Below are 19,920 nucleotides of genomic sequence, written 5' to 3'. Positions count from 1 at the left end.
CCCGACCATGGAGCCGCCATGAGCGTCGATCCGAACGCCGCGACCCAGGGCGGCTTCGGCCCGCCCCCGGGAGCGGGTGACCACCGCCGTCCGCACCCGGCGCGCTATCTCGTCCCCGCCCTGGTCGCCGGGGCCGTCGCGGTCGGCCTCGGGGTGTACGGCAAGTCGCACGACCCCGAGGGCACCGCCTTCAACCTGGCCGGGTTCAGCAGCACGAGCGCGGTCAAGGCCTGGCTCGGCACGACGGCGTTCGCCTTCGCGCTGGTCCAGATCGTCTCGGCGCTCATGGTGTACGGGCGCCTGCCGGGGCCGTCCTGGTCGTCGGCGCTGCACCGCTGGTCGGGGCGGATCGCGTTCCTGGTGTCGGTCCCGGTGGCGGTCCACTGCCTCTACGCCCTCGGCTACCAGACGTATTCGTCCCGGGTGATGTGGCACTCGCTGCTCGGCTGCTTCTTCTTCGGGGCGTTCAGCGCCAAGATGCTGCTGCTGCGCTCGGAGAAGCTGCCGGGCTGGCTGCTTCCGGTGATCGGCGGTCTGGTCTTCGTGGTCCTCACGGTGGTCTGGTGGACGTCGGCCCTGTGGTTCTTCCGTACGTTCGGGGTGACGACATGAGCGGCACACCGCCGTCACGGCGCACCGTCCTCGCCGCGGGCGGCGTGGTCGCGCTGACCGCCGGGTGCAGCAAGTACGGGGACGAGGGCGCGGAGCCGGAGCCGCCGAAGTCGGAGGCGGAGGCCAGTTCGGCCGGGCCCTCGAAGTCCGGCGGGAAGGACGAGCCCCCGCCCAAGGCCGAGGAGCTGGCCAAGACCTCCGACATCCCGGTCGGCGGCGGCAAGGTCCTCAAGGACAAGAAGATCGTCGTGACCCAGCCCGAGGAGGGCGACTTCAAGGCCTTCTCCGCGGTCTGCACGCACTCGGGCTGCACGGTCAGCGAAGTCGCGGACGGCACGATCAACTGCGCCTGCCACGGCAGCAAGTACCGCGTCGCGGACGCCTCGGTGGCGGACGGTCCTGCACCACGCCCGCTCGCCCCGGAGAACATCAAGGTCACCGGAAAATCGATCACGCGCGGCTAGCCGGTGGCCGTACGCTCCCGGCATGCACCGCCCCACGGACACCGGCCCTGACCTCGTACGCGACCACACCGTCTACGCCTGCGTGATGGGCTCGCGCGCCTTCGGCCTGGCCACGGACGGCAGCGACACCGACCGCAGGGGCATCTTCCTGGCCCCCACGCCCCTCTTCTGGCACTTCGAGAAGCCGCCCACGCATGTGGAAGGACCCGCGCCGGAGCAGTTCAGCTGGGAGCTGGAACGCTTCTGCGAGCTGGCCCTGCGCGCCAATCCGAACGTCCTGGAGTGCCTGCACTCCCCCCTCGTGGAGCACGTGACGGACACCGGCCGCGAGCTCCTGGACCTGCGCGACGCGTTCCTGTCCCGCCAGTCCCACACCACCTTCGTGGGCTACGCGCTCGGCCAGCACAGAAAGCTGGAGGCGGACGTACGCCTGCACGGCGCGCCCCGCTGGAAGCACGCCATGCATCTCCTGCGCCTCCTGACGAGCTGCCGCGACCTCCTGCGCACCGGCAGGCTGGCGATCGACGTCGGCGACGAGCGCGAGCCGCTGCTCGCGGTCAAGCGCGGCGAGGTGTCCTGGGCGGACGTCGAGTCCTGGATGCGGCGCCTGGCGGCGGAGGCCGACTCGGCGGCCGCCCGCACCCCGCTCCCCGCGGAGCCGGACCGGGAGCGGGTGGCGGACTTCCTGTTCCGCGCGCGCCGGGCTTCAGCGGCAGCAGCGGCGGCGTCCTAGGTGAGCTGAGCGCCGTCCCCGTCCCAGAGCGCCCCGAGCTCCAGCAGCTCCCCCCGGTACTCGATCCGCTCGGCCCACTCGGCGGGCCAGGCGTCCGCGCCCAGGTGGGCGCCCGCGAAAGCACCGGCCAGACAGGCGATGGAGTCGGAGTCGCCGGAGGTGCAGGCGGCCCGGCGCAGGGCCGTGAGGGGCTCGTCCACGAACTGCAGGAAGCACAGAAGCCCTGTGGCGAGCGCCTCTTCGGCGACCCAGCCCTCGCCCGTGGCCAGGCAGGGGTCCGTCTCCGGGTTGGCGTCCCGCAGCGCGGCCTCCAGGCGTTCGAGGACGGCCAGGCACTCGTCCCAGCCGCGGGCGATGAACATCCCGGGCGTCGGGTCGTCGTCCCGCGTCCACAGCTCGCCGAGCCAGCGCGCGTGATAGGTCTGCCGGTTCTCGTAGGCGTACGAGCGCAGCATCCCGACCAGCCCCGTCGGCTCGGCGCCCTCGGCGAGCAGCCGCACGGCGTGCGCGGTCAGGTCGGACGCGGCGAGCGCCGTGGGGTGGCCGTGGGTGAGCGCGGACTGCAACTGGGCCGCGCCCGCCCGCTGCTCGTCGTTCAGGCCGGGGGCGAGCCCGACGGGCGCTACGCGCATGTTGGCGCCGCAGCCCTTGGAGTGGATCTGGCTCGCCTCCTCCCAGGGCTTGCCGGTCTTCAGGAGGTAGCAGGCCTTGAGGCAGGTGTTGCCGGGCGCGCGGTTGTTCTCCGGCGACTGGTACCACTCCACGAACTCCTCGCGCACCGGCCGCTCCATTCGCTTCGGCCCGAGCAGCCCCCGTTCCATGGCGGTCCGCAGCCCGCGGCCCAGGGCGAGCGTCATCTGCGTGTCGTCCGTGACGATCGCGGGCCGGGGCAGCTCCATCTCCCGCCAGGGCCCGCACTTGGCGAGGATCGACGGCACGTCGTTGAACTCGGTCGGGAAGCCGAGCGCGTCCCCCAGGGCGAGGCCTATGAGGGATCCGGTGGCGGCACGCTTCATGAGGGCTTTCCTTCCGAGGGGGCGGTCGAGAGGGCGGTCGAGGGGCGCAGGAGGGGCGGGTGCAGGGCGGTGGCCGGGCCGGCCCGGTAGACGGCCGCCGGTTTGCCCCGGCCGCCGGTCAGGCGCGCGGCACCGGGGATCGCCTCGACGAAGCCGGTGGTGCCGAGCACCTTGCGCCGGAAGTTGGCCGGGTCGAGTTCGGCGCCCCACACCGTCTCGTAGACCTGCCGCAGCTCGCCGAGGGTGAACTCGGGCGGGCAGAAGGCGGTGGCGAGGCCGGTGTACTCGAACTTCGCGCGGACGCGGTTGTGGGCGTCGGCGAGGATCCGGTCGTGGTCGAAGGCGAGGGGGCCCTGCGTGCCGTGGGGCAGCCACTCGGCGCGGGCCGCGTCGCTGCCGGCGTGTACCGCGGGCGGATCGGGGACGAGGGCCGCGAAGGCGACCGAGACGACGCGCATCCGCGGGTCGCGGTCCGGTTTGCTGTAGGTGCGCAGCTGTTCCAGGTGGAGTCCGGCGCTGTCGGTGAGGCCGGTCTCCTCGGCGAGCTCGCGTCCCGCCGCGGTCTCGGCTGACTCGTCCGGCAGCACGAATCCCCCGGGCAGCGCCCAGCGTCCGGCGTACGGCTCCTGGCCGCGCTCGACAAGCAGCACATGCAGGCGGCCCGCGCGGACGGTGAAGACGGCGAGGTCGACGGTGACGGCGAACGGCTCGAAGGCGTACTTGTCGTAGCCCTGCACGATCCCCCCTCTCCTTTATGGTCAGCTCGACTATAAAAGGGAGAGGGTGCGCACCGCAACAGGCAACTCGCCCCGCGACAGGCAAAAGGCGGCCGGCACCTGCATCACGCAGGGACCGGCCGCCTTCACTGACCTCGGACTCGCCTAGAGGTCGACTTCCTGCATCAGCATGCCGACCTCGGTGTTCGAGAGCCTGCGCAGCCAACCCGACTTCTGGTCGCCGAGCGCGATCGGCCCGAAGGACGTCCGCACCAGCTTGTCGACCGGGAAACCGGCCTCCGCAAGCATGCGGCGCACGATGTGCTTGCGGCCCTCGTGCAGCGTCACCTCGACCAGGTAGTTCTTGCCGGTCTGCTCGACGACGCGGAAGTGGTCCGCGCGGGCGTACCCGTCCTCGAGCTCGATGCCGTCCTTGAGCCGCTTGCCCAGGTCACGCGGGATCGGGCCGACGATGTGCGCGAGGTAGACCTTCTTCACGCCGTACTTCGGGTGCGTGAGGCGGTGCGCCAGCTCACCGTGGTTGGTGAGCAGGATGACGCCCTCGGTCTCGGTGTCGAGCCGCCCGACGTGGAACAGCCGCGCCTCGCGGTTGTTCGTGTAGTCCCCCAGGCACTGCCGCCCCTCGGTGTCCTCCATGGTGGAGACGACACCGGCGGGCTTGTTCAGCGCGAAGAACTGGTACGACTGCGTGGCGACCGTCAGGCCGTCGACCTTGATCTCGTCCCGCTCCGGCTGGACCCGCAGGCCCTGCTCCATCACGATCTCGCCGTTGACCTCGACGCGCGCCTGCTCGACCAGCTCCTCGCAGGCACGGCGCGAGCCGTAGCCCGCGCGGGCGAGGACCTTCTGCAGGCGCTCGCCCTCCTGCTCGGCGCCGGGGAACGTCTTGGGCGGGCTGGCCTTGGGCTTGCCCGCGTAACGCTCGCGGTTGCGCTCTTCCTGCCGCGCGTCGTACTCACGGGACGTCGCGGGAGCTCCCGCGCCACGGCGCGTGCCCCTGTCCGAGCCCTGCGGGGCCCTGGGGCCGCCCTTGGCGCCACCGCGCGCGGCCGCGCCGCGGCCCTTCCTGTTGGCGTCGCCGCCCACGTCGTAGCGGCGCTCCTCGGGACGGGGCTTGCTCTCGCGCTTCGGAGCCTGGTCGTCGCGACCGGCTCCGGCACCGCGACCCGGCCGGTCCGGGCTGTTGCCCGAACCCCGGTAATCGCGCCCGCCGCCGCCGCTTCCGCGACCGCCGCCGCTTCCGCGCCCACCGCTGCTGCCACGGCTGCCGCTGTTGCCACCACGGCTCCCGCCGTTGTTTCCGCTGCTGTTCCTGCCGTTGCTGCTTCGCATCAAATTTCCGTTAGTCGTCTGTGCTCTCGGTGTACTCGTAACCCGGCGCATCGGGTGCGTCCGGATCGAACGACGGAACGCCTTCCAGCGTCTCGGCCTCGATCGCCTCCGCCTCGGGGAGGAAGGGCGCGAGCTCCGGGAGCTCGTCCAGGCCGCGCAGGCCCATCCGCTCCAGAAAGTAGTTCGTCGTCCTGTACAGGATCGCACCTGTTTCGGGTTCCGCGCCCGCCTCCTCCACCAGACCCCTCTGGAGAAGCGTCCGCATCACGCCGTCACAGTTCACTCCGCGCACCGCGGAGACCCTGGAACGGCTGACCGGCTGGCGGTACGCGACGACCGAGAGGGTCTCCAGGGCCGCCTGGGTGAGCCGTGCCTGCTGCCCGTCGAGCACGAACCGCTCCACGGCGGCGGCGTACTCGGGCCGCGTGTAGAACCGCCAGCCGCCCGCCACGAGCCGCAGCTCGAAGCCACGCCGCTGCACGGTGTACTCGTCGGCGAGCTCCCGCAGCGCGTCGGCGACCTGCCGCCGGGGCCGGTCGAGGATCTTGGCGAGGTGCTCCTCGGTGGCCGGTTCGTCGACGACCATGAGGACGGCCTCCAGGGCGGGCCGCAGCTCAAGATCGGCGACGGCGCCCGCCAGGTCTCCCGCGGGGCTCGTGGCACTTGTGGGACTCGTGGGACTCGTGGGGTTCTCCACGCTCATGTGGTCTTCTCCTCACTCGCCGGCTCGGGCGCGCGGTCGAACTCGTCGGTCACCGTCGGCTCCCCGTCGCCGTCCCCGCCGGTCCACCGCACCATCAGCTCGCCAAGGGCGGTCTCTTGGTCCAGCTCCACGGCCTTCTCGCGGTACAGCTCGAGGAGGGCGAGGAAGCGCGCGACGACGGTGAGGGTGTCCCCCGCGTCCTCCACGAGCACCTGGAAGCTGAGCTCGCCCCGCTCCCGGAGCCGGGCCACGACCACCCCGGCCTGCTCCTGCACGGACACCAGCGGGGCATGGATGTGGTCGACGTACACCTGGGGCTTCGCGCGGGGCTGCATCGCCTTCACCGCGAGATGGGCGAACCCCTCGGCGCCGATGCTGATGACGACCTCGGGCAACAGCTCCGCGTGGTGCGCCTCGAGACCGACGGTGCGCGGATAGCGCCGCGCCTCCTGTTCGAGCCGCTCGCTGAAGATGTCGGCGATCCGCTTGTACGCGCGGTACTGGAGCAGCCGCGCGAAGAGCAGGTCCCGTGCTTCGAGCAGCGCGAGATCCGCCTCGTCCTCGACCTCGGCGGAGGGCAGGAGGCGGGCCGCCTTGAGGTCGAGCAGGGTGGCGGCTACCACGAGGAACTCGGTGGTCTGATCCAGGTCCCAGTCGGGCCCCATGGCGCGGATGTGCGCCATGAACTCGTCGGTCACCGTCGAGAGCGCGACCTCGGTGACGTCCATCTTGTGCTTCGAGATGAGCTGGAGCAGCAGGTCGAAGGGGCCCTCGAAGTTCGCGAGACGGACCTTGAACCGCCCGTCGTCGGGCGTGGGCTCGGGCTCCGGCTCAGGGGCCGGTTCCGGCTCGGGAATCGGATCCGGCTCCGGCTCCGGCGCGGGCTCCGCGGGAGCCGCACCCGGGCCGCGCCCCAGCGCACGCCGACGGGTGGCCGGTGCGGAATCGTCGTTCAGGGGCATCGGCGGGAACGCTACCGCTACCGCCCGCGCAACCGTCGTACGAGAATGCTCGCGTCCCCGCGTGACTCCAGATCCGCGAGCACCACGGCCACCGCCTCGCGGACGATGCGCCCGCGGTCGACCGCGAGCCCGTGCTCGCCCCGCAGCACGAGACGCGCGTGCTCCAGGTCCATCAGCTCCTCGGCGGACACGTAGACCGTGATCTTCTCGTCGTGCCGCTCGCGGCCGCTGGGCCGCCGGTTGGCCGCCCGTGCGCGCCGCCGCGCCTGTGCCGTGGAGGAGGCGTTCGCGGACCGGCCGCCGCCCTGTGCGGCGGCGCCTTCCTGGCCCTGCCCCTGGGCGGCTCGGCCCTCGGCCGTGGCCGACCGGCTGCGGGACTCGCCCGACTCCGCGTCGGCGGAGCCGTGTTCGGCGGCGTCGCCGCCGTCTGACTCCGCGCCGCTGCCGTGCGCGTCACCGGCAGCGGTCTCGTCGCTCTCGCCGGCCGGCGACGGCACCCGTGCCTCGCCGTTCGCCTGGCGTCGCGGGGACGACGACTGCAGCGCCATCCCCCCGGTCGTACGGAACAGTTCGTCGGCCCCCGGCAGACTCACTCGGCGTGACACCGGGCGAGCACCTCCCTGGCGAGCTGGCGATAAGCGGCCGCGCCGACCGAGTTCGATGCGTACGTCGTGATCGGCTCACCGGCGACCGTGGTCTCCGGGAAGCGGACCGTGCGCCCGATCACCGTGTGGTACACGTGATCGTCGAAGGCCTCGACCACCCGCGCGAGCACCTCACGGCTGTGCACCGTGCGGGAGTCGTACATGGTGGCCAGGATGCCGTCGAGCTCCAGGTCGGGGTTGAGCCGCTCCTGGACCTTCTCGATGGTCTCCGTCAGCAGGGCCACACCGCGCAGCGCGAAGAACTCGCACTCGAGCGGCACGATCACCTTGTGAGCCGCCGTCAGGGCGTTCACGGTGAGCAGGCCGAGCGAGGGCTGACAGTCGATCACGATGTAGTCGTAGTCCTGCATCAGCGGCTTCAACGCCCGCTGGAGCGTGGACTCGCGCGCGACCTCGCTCACCAACTGCACCTCGGCGGCGGACAGGTCGATGTTGCTGGGCAGCAGGTCCATGTTCGGGACCGCCGTCTTCAGCAGCACCTCGTCGGCCGACATGCCCCGCTCCATGAGCAGGTTGTAGACCGTCAGGTCCAGCTCCATCGGGTTCACCCCGAGGCCCACCGACAGGGCGCCCTGCGGGTCGAAGTCGACCAGCAGGACCCGGCGTCCGTACTCCGCGAGCGCGGCACCCAGGTTGATGGTCGACGTCGTCTTGCCCACGCCGCCCTTCTGGTTGCACATCGCGATGATCTTCGCGGGACCGTGATCGGTCAGCGGACCCGGGATCGGGAAGTACGGCAGCGGGCGTCCCGTGGGACCGATGCGCTCACGGCGCTGACGGGCCGCGTCCGGGGCCAGCGTGGCCGCGTACTCGGGATCGGGCTCGTACTCGGCGTCAGGGTCGTAGAAGTGCCCCTGGGGCAGTTCCTCGTAGTCGGCGAGTTGGGTGTGGGTGGTGTTCTCGCCACTCCGGTCGCCGGCCATGGCGTTCACGTGATGGCCATCCATGCTCTGGGGTGCAGACGATGTTGACTGGGCCGACTGGGCCGCTCGCGTCGGCTGCGGTTTCTGGCGGGCTTCGAAGGTGCGGACAGCGACGGAGCCGACAGCCTCGAGCCCCATGGGTCCTTGGCCGCGCTCAGACATTCCTGGTTGACCACCCCCGGGAGCAAATGTCGACTCATTCACAAGTCGTCTTACCTCCTTGGTGACCAGGAAATTTCTCGATAGGTCAGCGTGGCACCATGCCGACGGTTGGCGACTCTATGGCGTGTCACCGGTCCGCAGCAACACAATCCGCCGGACCCGGCCCGATGTGTCGGCAATCGAACGCCCCCATGTCAAGGGTGTGCGGCGTGTCTTCGGCGCGATTCCGGGGTGTGCGAATCGGTTAAAGGGTTACGTTTAAGGCGAGTTGACCATGTCCACGGACATACGCATACGGCCGGACCCCTCTCAAGGTCCGGCCGTGGGCGTGAGATTGACGACTTTCGTTGACGAAAGCGGTCGGGTTCAGCTTCGGGTTCAGCCGAGGAGCGTCTCAAGCTCGACGTGCTCGAGGCCGTGCGACTCGGCGACCTCCTTGTAAACGACCTTGCCGTCATGGGTGTTGAGCCCCAGGGCGAGCGCGTGGTCACGGCGCAGCGCCTCGACCCAGCCGCGGTTCGCCAGCTCGACGATGTACGGCATCGTCGCGTTGGTCAGCGCGTACGTCGAGGTGTTGGGCACGGCGCCGGGCATGTTGGCGACGCAGTAGAACACCGAGTTGTGGACCGGGAAGGTCGGCTCGGCGTGCGTCGTCGGGTGCGAGTCCTCGAAGCAGCCGCCCTGGTCGATCGCGATGTCGACAAGGACACTTCCCGGCTTCATCCGCGAGACGAGCTCGTTGGTGACGAGCTTCGGCGCCTTGGCGCCCGGGATGAGGACGGCGCCGATGACGAGGTCGGCGTCGAGGCAGGCCTTCTCGAGCTCGAAGGCGTTGGAGATCACGGTCTGGATCTTCGTGCCGAAGATCTTGTCCGCTTCCTTGAGCTTGTTGATGTCCTTGTCGAGCAGGGTCACGTGGAAGCCCATGCCGATGGCGATCTGCGCGGCGTTCCAGCCGGAGACGCCACCGCCGATGACGACGGCCTTGCCGGCCGCGACACCGGGGACACCGCCGGGCAGCACACCGCGGCCGCCCTGGGCGGCCATCAGGTGGTAGGCGCCGACCTGCGGGGCCAGGCGGCCCGCGACCTCGGACATCGGGGCGAGCAGCGGGAGCGCGCGGTTCGCGGTCTCGACCGTCTCGTAGGCGATGGCGGTCGTGCCGGACTCCAGGAGCGCGTCCGTGCACTCCTTGGACGCGGCCAGGTGCAGGTAGGTGAAGAGGGTCTGGTCCTTGCGGAGGCGGTGGTACTCCTCGGCGATGGGCTCCTTGACCTTCAGGAGGAGGTCGGCCGTGGCCCAGACCTCGTCCGCGGTGTCCAGGATGACGGCGCCCGCGGAGACGTACTCCGCGTCCGTGATCGAGGAGCCGACACCGGCGTTCCGCTCGATGACGACCTGGTGGCCATGGCGCACCAGCTCATGCACGCCGGCGGGGGTGATGGCCACCCGGAACTCGTTGTTCTTGACCTCGCGGGGGATGCCGACCTTCACGTCGATCACGGTCCTCTTGGCTCAGGGGTTTTTCGGGCAATGCACTACATACCGATACACAAGAGGGCGCATCGGAGACACCACGGAAGTACGCGGCGGAGCCAGTCTAATGAAGGACTTCTCGCTGTCTAGCCTTTCAATGCATCAATCTTCTGCGGAAGTGCTACGGATTTCGTAGGCGGAAGGTTTGGCTCCAGCTGGGGATGCAAGCCCGGTGACCTCCTCCGCCCCTGTTCCCAGCATGCGCTCGGCGGCACTGCGGTGCAGCCGGGCGGCCGCCGGGTCGCCGAGCCGGTCCAGGGTGTCGGCCAGCCTGAGCTGCAGCGCGGCCTGGAGGCGTACGTCACCGGCCTGCCGCGCCCAGTCGACCGCCTCCTGGCAGGTGCGCAGCGACTCCTCGGGCCGCCCCGCGTACTCCTGCACCCGCGCCAGCTCGCTCAACGCCCGTGCCTGGCCCGCCACATCACCGGCCTTGCGGTGGCCGGTGACCGCCGAGCTCCAGTTGCGCAGCGCCTCGCCGTAACGGCCCGCGTAGGTGTGCGCCGACGCGATGCGGCCGTACAGGCGGGCGGCGTCGGCGCGCTCGTCGCGCGCGAGGCGGTGAGCGAGCGCGCGCCCGAACCAGTCGGAGGCCCGCGACCAGTCCCCCAGCTCCTGGTAGGCGCCGCCTACGGATTCCATCGCGCGGCCAGTCGCGTACGGATCATTTGCTTCCCGTCCGGCGTCCAGCGCGAGCCGATAGCGCCCCAGCGCCTCTTGCGTACGTCCCGTCCGCGCGTCCAGATCCGCGAGATTCAGCAGGGCCGCCGCCTTCTCGCGGGGCAGGTTCCGCCGCTCGGCGACATCGAGGACGAGCCGGTGTACGCCGTACAGCTCGGGAGCCGCCTCCTCGGTGCCCCGGTGGGCGACCAGCGCCCGCGTCAGGGCCGCCATGAGGCGCCGCGCGAGGGTGTCGAGCTCCCCGTCGGCGACCGCGAGGCGGGCCGAGGCGAGCAGGGCGGGCTGCCGGACGCGCAGCCACTCGGAGGCGGCCGCAGGATTGGGGAACCGCAGGGCGCGCGGCAGCCCGGCGAGCTTCTTGCGGGCGCCCGAGTCGTCCGGCTCCGTGACCGCCCGGCAGGACTGGAGCAGGCGGACGGTCCGCTCCAGCATCCTGGCCCGCGCGAGCTGCACCTCGGCGGGCCGGTCCTGGCTCTCGGTGCGCGCACGCAGCAGCGGCAGCAGGCAGGCCGGCAGCTCGTACTGCGGAAGGGACGAATCCACGGCCCTGACCAGGCCGAGCTTCACGAAGTCGTCCAGGGTCGTGCGGGCCGCGGAGACCGAGCAGCCGGCGAGCGCGGACGCGGTGTGCGGGTCGATGTAGCCGGCCGGAGCGAGGGAGAGATAGCGCAGTATCCGCGCGGCGGCGCCCGGCAGCGAGGTGTACGAGAGCTGGAAGATGCGGGCGAGGGCACCGGAGGACGACTCGTCCTCGGACCGGTCGTGCACCTGCTTGGCCAGGTCGGCGACGGCCGCCTTGGGCCGCCCGGAGAGCCAGCCGCCGGCCAGGACGAGCGCGGCGGGGTGCGCGGCGCAGGCCTCGACCAGGCTCTCCGCCGACCGCGGGTCCACGGTGATGCGCACCGGGCCCGCCGCGCGCGAGAGCAGTTCGACCCCCGCGGCGGTGTCCAGGCCGCCCAGCGTGCAGGGCCGTACGTCCGGGATGCCGGTGAGCGGGCCCTCCGAGACGGCGACGACCAGGCACTCGGGCGCGTCCGGGAGCAGCGGGTCGACCTGCTCGGCGTCCGCGGCACCGTCGAGAAGCAGCAGGGCCCGGCGGCCGGAGAGGGCTTCGCGGAGCACTTCGGTGAGCTCGTCCTCGTCGGCGCCCGGCGGCGCGGGGACCTCGAGGGCGTCGAGGAGTTCCCGTGCGGTGCGTTCCGTGGGCACGCGCGTGCCGTCGGGTTCGGCGAGGTGGGCGCGCAGCACCCCGTCGGGGTAGTCGTCGGCGACCTGCCGGGCGAGTTCCTCGGCGAGCGCGGAGCGGCCCGAGCCGGGACGGCCCGCGATGAGGAGCACGCGCGCCCGGGGCGCCTTGCGGCCCGCGATGGTGTCGAGACCGGCGCGGTCGATGTCGGCGCGGAGCTCTTTCAACTCTCTGCGCCGGCCGACGAATTGACTGTCCTCGGAAGTCCGGGCCGGAGCGGGCCGCAGCACCGCGCCGCCCGCCGCCGAACCGTCCGTGTCGACCGCCTGATCCGTCACGGGTCATGCTCCGTCCGCCTGCGCGCGAACCCGCCGGGACTCCGGTCGGGACGCTTCCAGAGCCTAGTTCAGGCCCTGGCGTCTCCCCTGGCGAGCGGCACGCACAAGTCCCCCGATCGGATCAGCAGATCGTCACACCGGAGGACTTCTCAGGCCTCGAAGGGACGCGCGGGCCAGGGCGCCTCGGCGGGACGCAGCGCGTCGACGCCGTCGCCGCTCAGCGCGGCGGTCAGCGAAAGGGCGCCCACGACCAGGCAGTTGTTGTGCAGCTCACCGGCGAGCACCCCGCGTACGAGCTCGTCGAGCGGTACGCGCGCCAGCTCCATGTCGGCCTCCTCCTCGGAGACCTCGAAGCGCTCGCCCTTTGCCTCGGACAGATCGCGGGCCAGGAAGACCCGCACGGACTCGTCGCAGCCGCCGGGCGAGGTGTAGACGTCGGTCAGGACACGCCAGTCCTCGGCCTTGACGTGCGCCTCTTCGTAGAGCTCGCGCTGGGCGGCGTGCAGGGGGTTCTCGCCGGGGATGTCGAGCAGGCCGGCCGGGATCTCCCACAGCTTGTGGCGGACGGGGTGGCGGTACTGGCTCAGGACCAGGACGCGGCCCTCGTCGTCCAGGGCGAGCACCGCGACCGAGCCGGGGTGCACCTGGTAGTCACGGTGGACGACAGACCCGTCGGGCATGACCACGTCGTCGGTGCGGACCGAGGTCTTGTTCCCCACGAAGGGCGTCTTCGTCGCCGTGACCTGCCACTCCTCGGCGGTGTCCTTGATCGTCATGTCGCCCTGTCCTCCCACACGTGCAAACAGAAACCGGGGCACGCGCCTCTTCAGGCACGTACCCCGGCAACCGTATCGCTCTTGTGTTACTTGCCCGTCTGGCGCTCCACCGCGGCCTTCACCAGGCCCGCGAAGAGCGGGTGCGGGCGCGTCGGGCGCGAACGCAGCTCCGGGTGCGCCTGCGTGGCGACCAGGTAGGGGTGGACCTCGCGGGGGTACTCGACGTACTCGACGAGCTTGCCGTCCGGGGACGTGCCGGAGAAGAGGATGCCGGCCTTCTTCTCGAGCTCGGCGCGGTAGGAGTTGTTCACCTCGTAGCGGTGACGGTGGCGCTCCTCGACGTACTCCTTGCCGTCGTACACCTCACGGGCGATGGAGCCCTCGGCGAGCTTCGCGGGGTACATGCCAAGGCGCATCGTGCCGCCCATGTCGCCCTCACCGGCGACGATGTCCAGCTGCTCCGCCATGGTCGAGATGACCGGGTGGGCGGTCGCGGCGTCGAACTCCGTGGAGTTGGCGTCGGGGATGTCCGCGAGGTTGCGGGCGGCCTCGACGACGATGCACTGCAGGCCGAGGCAGATGCCGAGCAGCGGCACCTTGTGCTCGCGGGCGTACTGGATGGCGCTGACCTTGCCGTTGACACCGCGCTCGCCGAAGCCGCCGGGGATCAGGATGGCGTCGACGTCACCGAGCTGCTTGGCGGCGCCCGCCGGGGTCTTGCAGTCGTCGGAGGTGACCCACTTGACCTTGACCCGGGCGCGGTTGGCGAAGCCGCCGGCGCGCAGGGCCTCGGTCACCGAGAGGTAGGCGTCGGGCAGGTCGATGTACTTGCCGACCAGCGCGATGGTGACCTCGTGGTTCGGGTTGTGCACCCGGTCCAGGAGGTCCTCCCACTGGGTCCAGTTCACGTCGCGGAACGGGAGGTCCAGCTTGCGGACCACGTACGCGTCCAGGCCCTCGGTGTGCAGGACCTTCGGGATGTCGTAGATCGACGGCGCGTCCTTGCAGGCCACGACCGCGTCCTCGTCGACGTCGCACATCAGCGAGATCTTGCGCTTGATGGCGGTCGGCACGTCGCGGTCGGCGCGCAGCACGATGGCGTCCGGCTGGATACCGATGTTGCGCAGGGCCGCGACCGAGTGCTGGGTCGGCTTGGTCTTCAGCTCACCGGACGGGCCGATGTAGGGAAGCAGCGAGATGTGCACGACGAAGACGTTGTCGCGGCCGACCTCGTGGCGGACCTGACGGACGGTCTCCAGGAACGGCAGCGACTCGATGTCGCCCACCGTGCCGCCGACCTCCGTGATGACGACGTCGACGTCGTCGGTGGCCATGCGGCGGATGCGGTGCTTGATCTCGTTCGTGATGTGCGGGATGACCTGCACCGTGTCGCCGAGGTACTCGCCGCGCCGCTCCTTGGCGATGACCTGCGAGTAGACCTGGCCGGTGGTGACATTGGCCGTGCCGTCGAGGTCGACGTCCAGGAAGCGCTCGTAGTGGCCGATGTCCAGGTCGGTCTCGGCGCCGTCGTTCGTGACGAACACCTCACCGTGCTGGAAGGGGTTCATCGTGCCGGGGTCGACGTTGAGGTACGGGTCGAGCTTCTGCATGGTGACGCGCAGGCCGCGCGCCTTGAGGAGCGCACCCAGGCTCGAGGCAGTCAGACCCTTGCCGAGGGAAGAGGCGACACCCCCGGTGACGAAGATGTGCTTGGTCGTCGATGACGCAGAGGATCGAGTCTGCATGGCCAAGAGGGGGCTCCCGTGGTCGCGGTCTGAAGGGTGCGTACCGGCCTCGTCCCAGGTTTTGGAGGAGGTGCCGTCGCTGCGGTTCGGGGGTTCTATGACCACCGGCTCACGGGCTACCAGGGTATCAGCGACCGGACGAGGCTGCTTCCGGCCACGCTCGGGCACCCCCGTCACAGGTCCCTCACCAGGCGCTCACCCGTTCGGCGCAGGCCGGTTGCCGGGAGCGGCGCGCAGATCACCGGGGTGCGTCGTATCCTGCTCGGACACTGGCTGCCGAGCCGGACCGACCAACGGCAATCACCCCCTACCGTTCTTGGAACAAGAGGCTCGCGCAGTTCGTTTCACAGCGAACCCTTGACCGTAGTAGCGAGCGCCCCGAGAGGGCGACGTGGCCGTTTGACTGGAGATGCACGTGGCCGGGCGCATCGAGGATTACGCACTCATCGGAGACATGCAGACCGCTGCCCTGGTCTGCCGGGACGGCACAGTCGACTGGCTGTGCCTGCCCCGCTTCGACTCTCACGCCATCTTCGCCGGATTGCTCGGCACGGAGGAGCACGGATTCTGGCGGCTCGGGCCCGCGCACAGCCCCGACGCCCCACCGCCGACCGCCGCGCGGCGCACGTACCGCGGCGACTCGCTGATCCTGGAATCCGAGTGGGACACCCCGCGCGGCACGGTCCGCGTGACCGATTTCATGCCGCCGCGCGACACGGACGCCCCGCAGCTGGTGCGGATCGTCGAGGGCGTCAGCGGCCGGGTGCCGATGCGCTCCGCCCTGCGGATGCGTTTCTCGTACGGCCGGGTCGTGCCGTGGGTGCACAAGGTCGACGAGCGCACCGTGGCCGTCGCGGGGCCCGACTCCGTGTGGCTCGACACGACGGCCGAGACCTTCGGCAAGGACCTCACGACGTACTCGGACTTCACGGTCTCGCCCGGTGACCGGGTCGCGTTCACCATCTCGTGGCAGCCCTCGCACAAGGAGCCGCCGCCGCCCGCCGAGCCCGAGAACGCCCTCACGGCGACGCAGGACTTCTGGCGAGAGTGGGTGGACCACTGCACGTACCACGGCCCCTACCGCGAGGCCGTGGTCCGCTCGCTGATCACCCTGAAGGCGCTGACGTACGCCCCCACGGGCGGCATCGTCGCGGCTCCCACGACGTCGCTGCCGGAGGACATCGGCGGCTCCCGCAACTGGGACTACCGCTACACCTGGCTGCGCGACGCCGCCATCACGCTCTCCTCGCTGCTGCGCACCGGATACCGCGAGGAGGCCCGCGCCTGGCGCGAGTGGCTCCTTCGCGCGGTGGCGGGCGACCCCGAGAACCTGCAGATCATGTACGGCATCGCGGGTGAGCGCGAGCTCGGCGAGGCCGAGCTCGACTGGCTGCCGGGGTACGAGAACTCGACCCCGGTCCGGGCCGGCAACGGCGCCGCGCACCAGCTCCAGCTCGACGTGTACGGCGAGGTCACCGAGGCCCTGCACCTGGCCCACATGACGGGCCTGGCCCGCAGCGACTACGCCTCGCTGCTCCAGCTCAAGCTGATCCGGTACCTGGAGACGCACTGGGACCAGCCGGACGAGGGCATCTGGGAGGTCCGCGGCCCGCGCCGGCACTTCGTGCACTCCAAGGTGATGGTGTGGGTCGCCGTCGACCGCACGATCAAGCTCATCGAGTCCGGAGACGCGGACGGCCCCCTGGACAAGTGGCGCGACCTGCGTGACGACATCCACCGGGACGTCTGCGAGAAGGGCTACGACAAGGAGCGGAACACGTTCACGCAGTCGTACGGCTCCAAGGAGCTGGACGCCTCGCTGCTCCTCATCCCGCAGATGGGCTTCCTGCCGCCCGACGACAAGCGCGTGATCGGCACGATCGAGGCGATCCAGCGGGAGCTCTCGACGTCGGACGGCTTCATCCTGCGCTACCCCACCGCCGGTGACGACGCGGGCGTGGACGGTCTGGAGGGTGACGAGGGCGCCTTCCTCGCCTGTTCGTTCTGGATGGCGGACGACCTGGCGATGATCGGCCGGGTCGACGAGGCCCGCAAGCTCTTCGAGAAGCTGCTCGCGCTCCGCAACGACCTGGGGCTGCTCGCCGAGGAGTGGGACCCGCGGCTCCAGCGGCAGGTCGGCAACTTCCCGCAGGCGTTCAGCCACGTGCCGCTGATCGACACGGCACTGCGACTGACGGCCAGCGGGGCGTACGGCGGCTAGCGGGCGTACGGCGGCCGGCGCGTGACGTTCCGGGACGGCGAGTTGTCGGGGTATGAGCGGATCAGATCATTCCCGTGACCGGTCGGAGATGTTCCCGGAACGTATGCGCAGGTACGGTCCGCCCATGGAAAGTCAGGGTACGCAGGGGACTCAGGGCGGCATCACCGTGCAGCGCGCCCTGGAACTCCCGGGTCTTCGCGGCGGGCTGCCCGAGGTGGTCGCGGGCGCCGAGCGGCTGCAGCGCACGGTGCGGTGGGTGCACGCGGGCGAGGTGCCGAACATCGCCTCGCTCCTCAAGGGCGGCGAGCTGCTCCTGACCACGGGCCTCGGCCTCGGCGCGCGCCCCGCCGAGCAGCGTGTCTTCGTGCGCAAGCTCGCCGAGCGCGGCATCGCGGCCCTCGTCGTCGAGCTGGGCCCGCGCTTCACGCGGCTGCCCGCGGCGATCGTGGAGACGGCGCGTGCCGCGGGTCTTCCGCTGGTGCAGCTGCACCGGGAGGTGCCCTTCGTGACGGTCACCGAAGAGATCCACACCGAGATCGTCAACGGTCACTACGCGCTGCTCCAGCGGGCCGAGGAGGTCCACCGGCGCTGCACGGAGGCGCTGCTCGGCGGGGGCGGCGTGCCCCAGGTGCTGCGCGTCCTCGCGGACTTCAGCGGCAACCCGGTGTTCCTGGAGTCGCCGGACGGGCAGCTTCTGTACGCCGCCGGGGCGGGCACGGAGTGTGCCGATCCGCTCCAGGTGTGGGAGGGGCTGCGGGGCCGCAGCGTCGACAAGGACGGGCCGCCCGCGGGCGCGCTGCTCGTCGACGTGCCCGGCGGTGGCCCCGGCTCGGGCTCGGTGCGCGCCCGCCTCGTGCTGCTCGCCGTGGAGTCCGCGCTGCTTCCGGTGCACCGGATCGCGGCGGAGCGGGCCGCGGGCTCGCTCGCGGTGGTCCTGATGCAGGCGCGCCAGGAGGAGGAGCTCGCCGCGCGGGGCCGGGGCGACTTCCTGACCGATCTCGCCGAGGGGCGGATCCTGGCCGACGACGCGCCCGCCCAGGCGCGGGTGCTCGGCTTCAAGCCCGGCGAGAGCCCGCTGCTCCCGGTCGTGATGCGCCTCGCGGACGGGTTGCCGCCGGGCGGGGGCTGGGCGGTGCTCGCGCGGGCGGTGGCGGAGGAGCTCGCGGCGGTGGGGGTGCCGGTGCTGCTCGGCGTACGTCCGGTCGAGGGGCGTGTCCCGCTGCTCCTGGGGCTCCGCTCGGAGTCCGAGCGGACCGCGGTGGCCGACCGGGTCGCCGCCGCGCTGCGGGCGGGCGTGGAGCGGGCGGGGATGCAGCGGGCCGGGGCGCTGCCGCCGGTCGTGGTGGTCGGGGTCGCGGGCGGCTGGGCGGCGGCTTCTGCCGGGCTCCGGCACGCGGCGGAGACGGCGACGGCCGCGCAGGGCCTCATCGACCGCCCCTGGTACGACGCGCGGCGCCTGGACATCGACCTGCTGCTGTGGCGCCTGCACAACTACGACGACTCGGCGCTCGCGGCGTTCGTGGACCGTGCGATCGGCCCGCTGCGCGCCCACGACCTGCGCTCGAAGCCGCCGCTGCTGCCCACCCTGCAGACGTATCTGGCGCATGCGGGACGCAAGGCGGAGACGGCGCGCGAACTGCACCTGAACCGTCAGACGCTCTACAACCGTCTCGCCCGGATCAGTGAGCTCCTCGGCACGGACCTGGACGACCCGCAGACGGTGCTAGCGCTGAGCCTGGCGCTGCGAGCACGCAGACACGTGGCGTAGCAGCCCCGCCTCCACCCTTGCCCTACATACCGAACGGCCGAGTCAACTCATCGTAAACAGTGAGGACTTGGGTGACGGTCTCGTCCTCGGTCGGCCATGTCGCCGCCTGTGCCGTGCCCTTGTCCTTGAGGCGCTCCCGGAGCGCGGGGTCGGCGAGGAGGCGTGCGACGGCGGTGGCCAGGGCCTCGGCGTCGCCGTACGGGACGAGCACCGCGGCGTCGCCGACGAGTTCGGGGATACCGCCGACGGCGGTCGCGACGAGCGGCACGCGCGCGTGCAGGGCCTCCTGGGCGAGCACGGAACGGGACTCCCAGCTGCTGGGCAGCACCACGAGGTCGGCCGCCGCGAGCATCTCCGGTACGTCGTCGCGCCGCCCGACGAGCCGGACCGGCAGGCCCTCGCCCTCGATACGGCGTTGCAGCGCGGCGCGTTCGGGCCCCTCGCCCGCGATGACGAGGAGCGGCAGGGGGTCGAGGTGGCGCCACGCGCGCGTGGCCTCCAGGAGGATGTCGTAGCCGCGCTGCCGTTCGAGCGTGCCGAGCGTGACGATCAAGGGCCGCCCGACGGCACCCAGTTCGGCAAGCGCCTTATGGCGCAGCCCCTCGGCATCCTCGGCATCACCGCTTGCCCCGGTGACCGGTCGCGGCGCGGGAAACGTCACGGGGGCGAGTCGGGCGTCCCGCGCGCCCCTGCTGCGGGCGCGGTCGACGAGGTCGGACGAGGTGCCGAGGACCACGGCCGCGGCCTTGGCGACGCGTCGCTCCAGGAGGCGCAGGAGGCGGGCGCGCGCGCCTTCCGCGTGCGCGCGTGTGTGCCAGGTGACGACGAGGGGGGTACGGCGGCCGGTGAGCGCGAGGGCGGCGCGGAGCGCGGCGTGCAGGCCGTGCGCGTGCACCAGGTCGGCGTCGGCGCAGGCCAGGCGGAGGGAGGCGACGGACGCGGGGTCGCTGCTGCGGGGTACGTGTACGTGCCGGGCGCCGGTGCCCGTGAGGTCGTAGGCGTCGGCCGCCTCGGTGGGGGCGCACACCGTGACCCGCACGCCCCGCGCCGCGAGGCCCGCGGCGAGCGACCTGACGTGGGCACTGCTGCCCGCACTTCCGCCGCCCAGTACTTGCACGGTGTGCAACGGGGGCCGGCCGTGCGACGACTGGCTGCTCACGTGGCTCACGTAGCCGGGGCTCCTGGGTTCGGCGTCGGGGGGCTGCGCCAAGGATGCCAGCCCGCACGGACGTTCCGGCACCGCCGACAGGTCTCTTCCGTGTCGGGGCGGGCAACTCCCTGACGCGGATCACCCACACGGGTGAGGACGACGAGGATTCAGCACCGCGATCGACCTACGACCCTCGCATCTTCGCAGCGACCA

General features: G+C 71.5%; 17 protein-coding genes. 5 read left to right on the top strand and 12 right to left on the bottom strand.

All coding sequences use genetic code 11. The features are described from left to right. Positions 1–18: 18 nt before the first annotated feature. Genes AB0I66_RS27975 through AB0I66_RS27965 form a run of 3 tightly spaced genes read left to right on the top strand, consistent with a single transcriptional unit; the run spans position 19 to position 1,809 of the window. Positions 19–612, top strand: a complete 594-nt coding sequence (locus AB0I66_RS27975) for a DUF6529 family protein (RefSeq protein ID WP_363210714.1) — start codon at positions 19–21, stop codon at positions 610–612. Then, positions 609–1,076 (top strand): Rieske (2Fe-2S) protein, encoded by a 468-nt coding sequence (locus AB0I66_RS27970; protein ID WP_363210713.1) that lies wholly within the window; start codon positions 609–611, stop codon positions 1,074–1,076. The genes AB0I66_RS27975 and AB0I66_RS27970 overlap by 4 nt, the downstream gene beginning before the upstream one ends. A 22-nt stretch (positions 1,077–1,098) precedes the next feature. Then, positions 1,099–1,809, top strand: a complete 711-nt coding sequence (locus tag AB0I66_RS27965; RefSeq protein ID WP_363210712.1) for a nucleotidyltransferase domain-containing protein — start codon at positions 1,099–1,101, stop codon at positions 1,807–1,809. Here the strand turns inward: AB0I66_RS27965 and AB0I66_RS27960 are convergent. The 11 genes from AB0I66_RS27960 to AB0I66_RS27910 all read right to left on the bottom strand — a co-directional run bounded on the left by AB0I66_RS27960 (position 1,806) and on the right by AB0I66_RS27910 (position 14,568). After that, entirely contained in the window at positions 1,806–2,825 is a 1,020-nt protein-coding gene (locus AB0I66_RS27960; protein WP_363210711.1) for an ADP-ribosylglycohydrolase family protein, read from the bottom strand. The two genes, AB0I66_RS27965 and AB0I66_RS27960, sit on opposite strands and share 4 nt — an antisense overlap. Further along, positions 2,822–3,565, bottom strand: coding sequence for an NUDIX domain-containing protein (locus AB0I66_RS27955; RefSeq protein ID WP_363211131.1), 744 nt, complete (start codon positions 3,563–3,565; stop codon positions 2,822–2,824). Before AB0I66_RS27955 ends, AB0I66_RS27960 begins: the two co-directional genes overlap by 4 nt. A 141-nt stretch (positions 3,566–3,706) precedes the next feature. Further along, on the bottom strand, positions 3,707–4,894 hold the full coding sequence (locus AB0I66_RS27950; protein ID WP_363210710.1) for a pseudouridine synthase: 1,188 nt from the start codon (positions 4,892–4,894) through the stop codon (positions 3,707–3,709). A 10-nt stretch (positions 4,895–4,904) separates the two neighbouring features. Continuing rightward, a complete protein-coding gene (gene scpB / locus AB0I66_RS27945; RefSeq protein WP_363210709.1) occupies positions 4,905–5,597 on the bottom strand; it encodes an SMC-Scp complex subunit ScpB in 693 nt (230 codons plus the stop codon). Next, entirely contained in the window at positions 5,594–6,559 is a 966-nt protein-coding gene (locus AB0I66_RS27940) for a segregation/condensation protein A (RefSeq protein WP_363210708.1), read from the bottom strand. The genes scpB and AB0I66_RS27940 overlap by 4 nt, the downstream gene beginning before the upstream one ends. A 17-nt stretch (positions 6,560–6,576) precedes the next feature. Then, on the bottom strand, positions 6,577–7,164 hold the full coding sequence (locus tag AB0I66_RS27935) for a hypothetical protein (protein ID WP_363210707.1): 588 nt from the start codon (positions 7,162–7,164) through the stop codon (positions 6,577–6,579). Next, on the bottom strand, positions 7,149–8,309 hold the full coding sequence (locus AB0I66_RS27930; RefSeq protein WP_363210706.1) for a ParA family protein: 1,161 nt from the start codon (positions 8,307–8,309) through the stop codon (positions 7,149–7,151). Before AB0I66_RS27930 ends, AB0I66_RS27935 begins: the two co-directional genes overlap by 16 nt. Positions 8,310–8,687: 378 nt before the next feature. After that, positions 8,688–9,803, bottom strand: coding sequence for an alanine dehydrogenase (gene ald, locus AB0I66_RS27925; RefSeq protein ID WP_363211130.1), 1,116 nt, complete (start codon positions 9,801–9,803; stop codon positions 8,688–8,690). Between the two features lie 144 nt (positions 9,804–9,947). Continuing rightward, on the bottom strand, positions 9,948–11,996 hold the full coding sequence (locus AB0I66_RS27920; RefSeq protein ID WP_363211129.1) for a tetratricopeptide repeat protein: 2,049 nt from the start codon (positions 11,994–11,996) through the stop codon (positions 9,948–9,950). 200 nt (positions 11,997–12,196) lie between these two features. After that, positions 12,197–12,823, bottom strand: coding sequence for an NUDIX hydrolase (locus tag AB0I66_RS27915; protein WP_363210705.1), 627 nt, complete (start codon positions 12,821–12,823; stop codon positions 12,197–12,199). Between the two features lie 86 nt (positions 12,824–12,909). Further along, positions 12,910–14,568 (bottom strand): CTP synthase, encoded by a 1,659-nt coding sequence (locus tag AB0I66_RS27910; protein ID WP_363210704.1) that lies wholly within the window; start codon positions 14,566–14,568, stop codon positions 12,910–12,912. A gap of 409 nt (positions 14,569–14,977) precedes the next feature. Here AB0I66_RS27910 and AB0I66_RS27905 point away from each other — a divergent pair, with 409 nt between their 5' ends. Together AB0I66_RS27905 and AB0I66_RS27900 are read left to right on the top strand one after the other, a co-directional pair. Beyond that, positions 14,978–16,789, top strand: a complete 1,812-nt coding sequence (locus AB0I66_RS27905; RefSeq protein ID WP_363210703.1) for a glycoside hydrolase family 15 protein — start codon at positions 14,978–14,980, stop codon at positions 16,787–16,789. Positions 16,790–16,913: 124 nt separating this feature from the next. Continuing rightward, positions 16,914–18,557 carry a PucR family transcriptional regulator gene (locus tag AB0I66_RS27900; protein WP_363210702.1) on the top strand — a complete coding sequence of 548 codons (1,644 nt, stop codon included), beginning with the start codon at positions 16,914–16,916 and terminating at the stop codon, positions 18,555–18,557. Positions 18,558–18,579: 22 nt separating this feature from the next. On the opposite strand, the gene AB0I66_RS27895 is transcribed toward AB0I66_RS27900, so the two are convergent. Continuing rightward, positions 18,580–19,725, bottom strand: coding sequence for a glycosyltransferase family 4 protein (locus AB0I66_RS27895; RefSeq protein ID WP_363210701.1), 1,146 nt, complete (start codon positions 19,723–19,725; stop codon positions 18,580–18,582). Between the last annotated feature and the right edge of the window lie 195 nt (positions 19,726–19,920).

Origin of the sequence: Streptomyces sp. NPDC050439 (assembly GCF_040655335.1) — a bacterium.
Lineage (GTDB): Bacteria > Actinomycetota > Actinomycetes > Streptomycetales > Streptomycetaceae > Streptomyces.
This window is presented reverse-complemented; position numbering and strand designations above follow the sequence as displayed.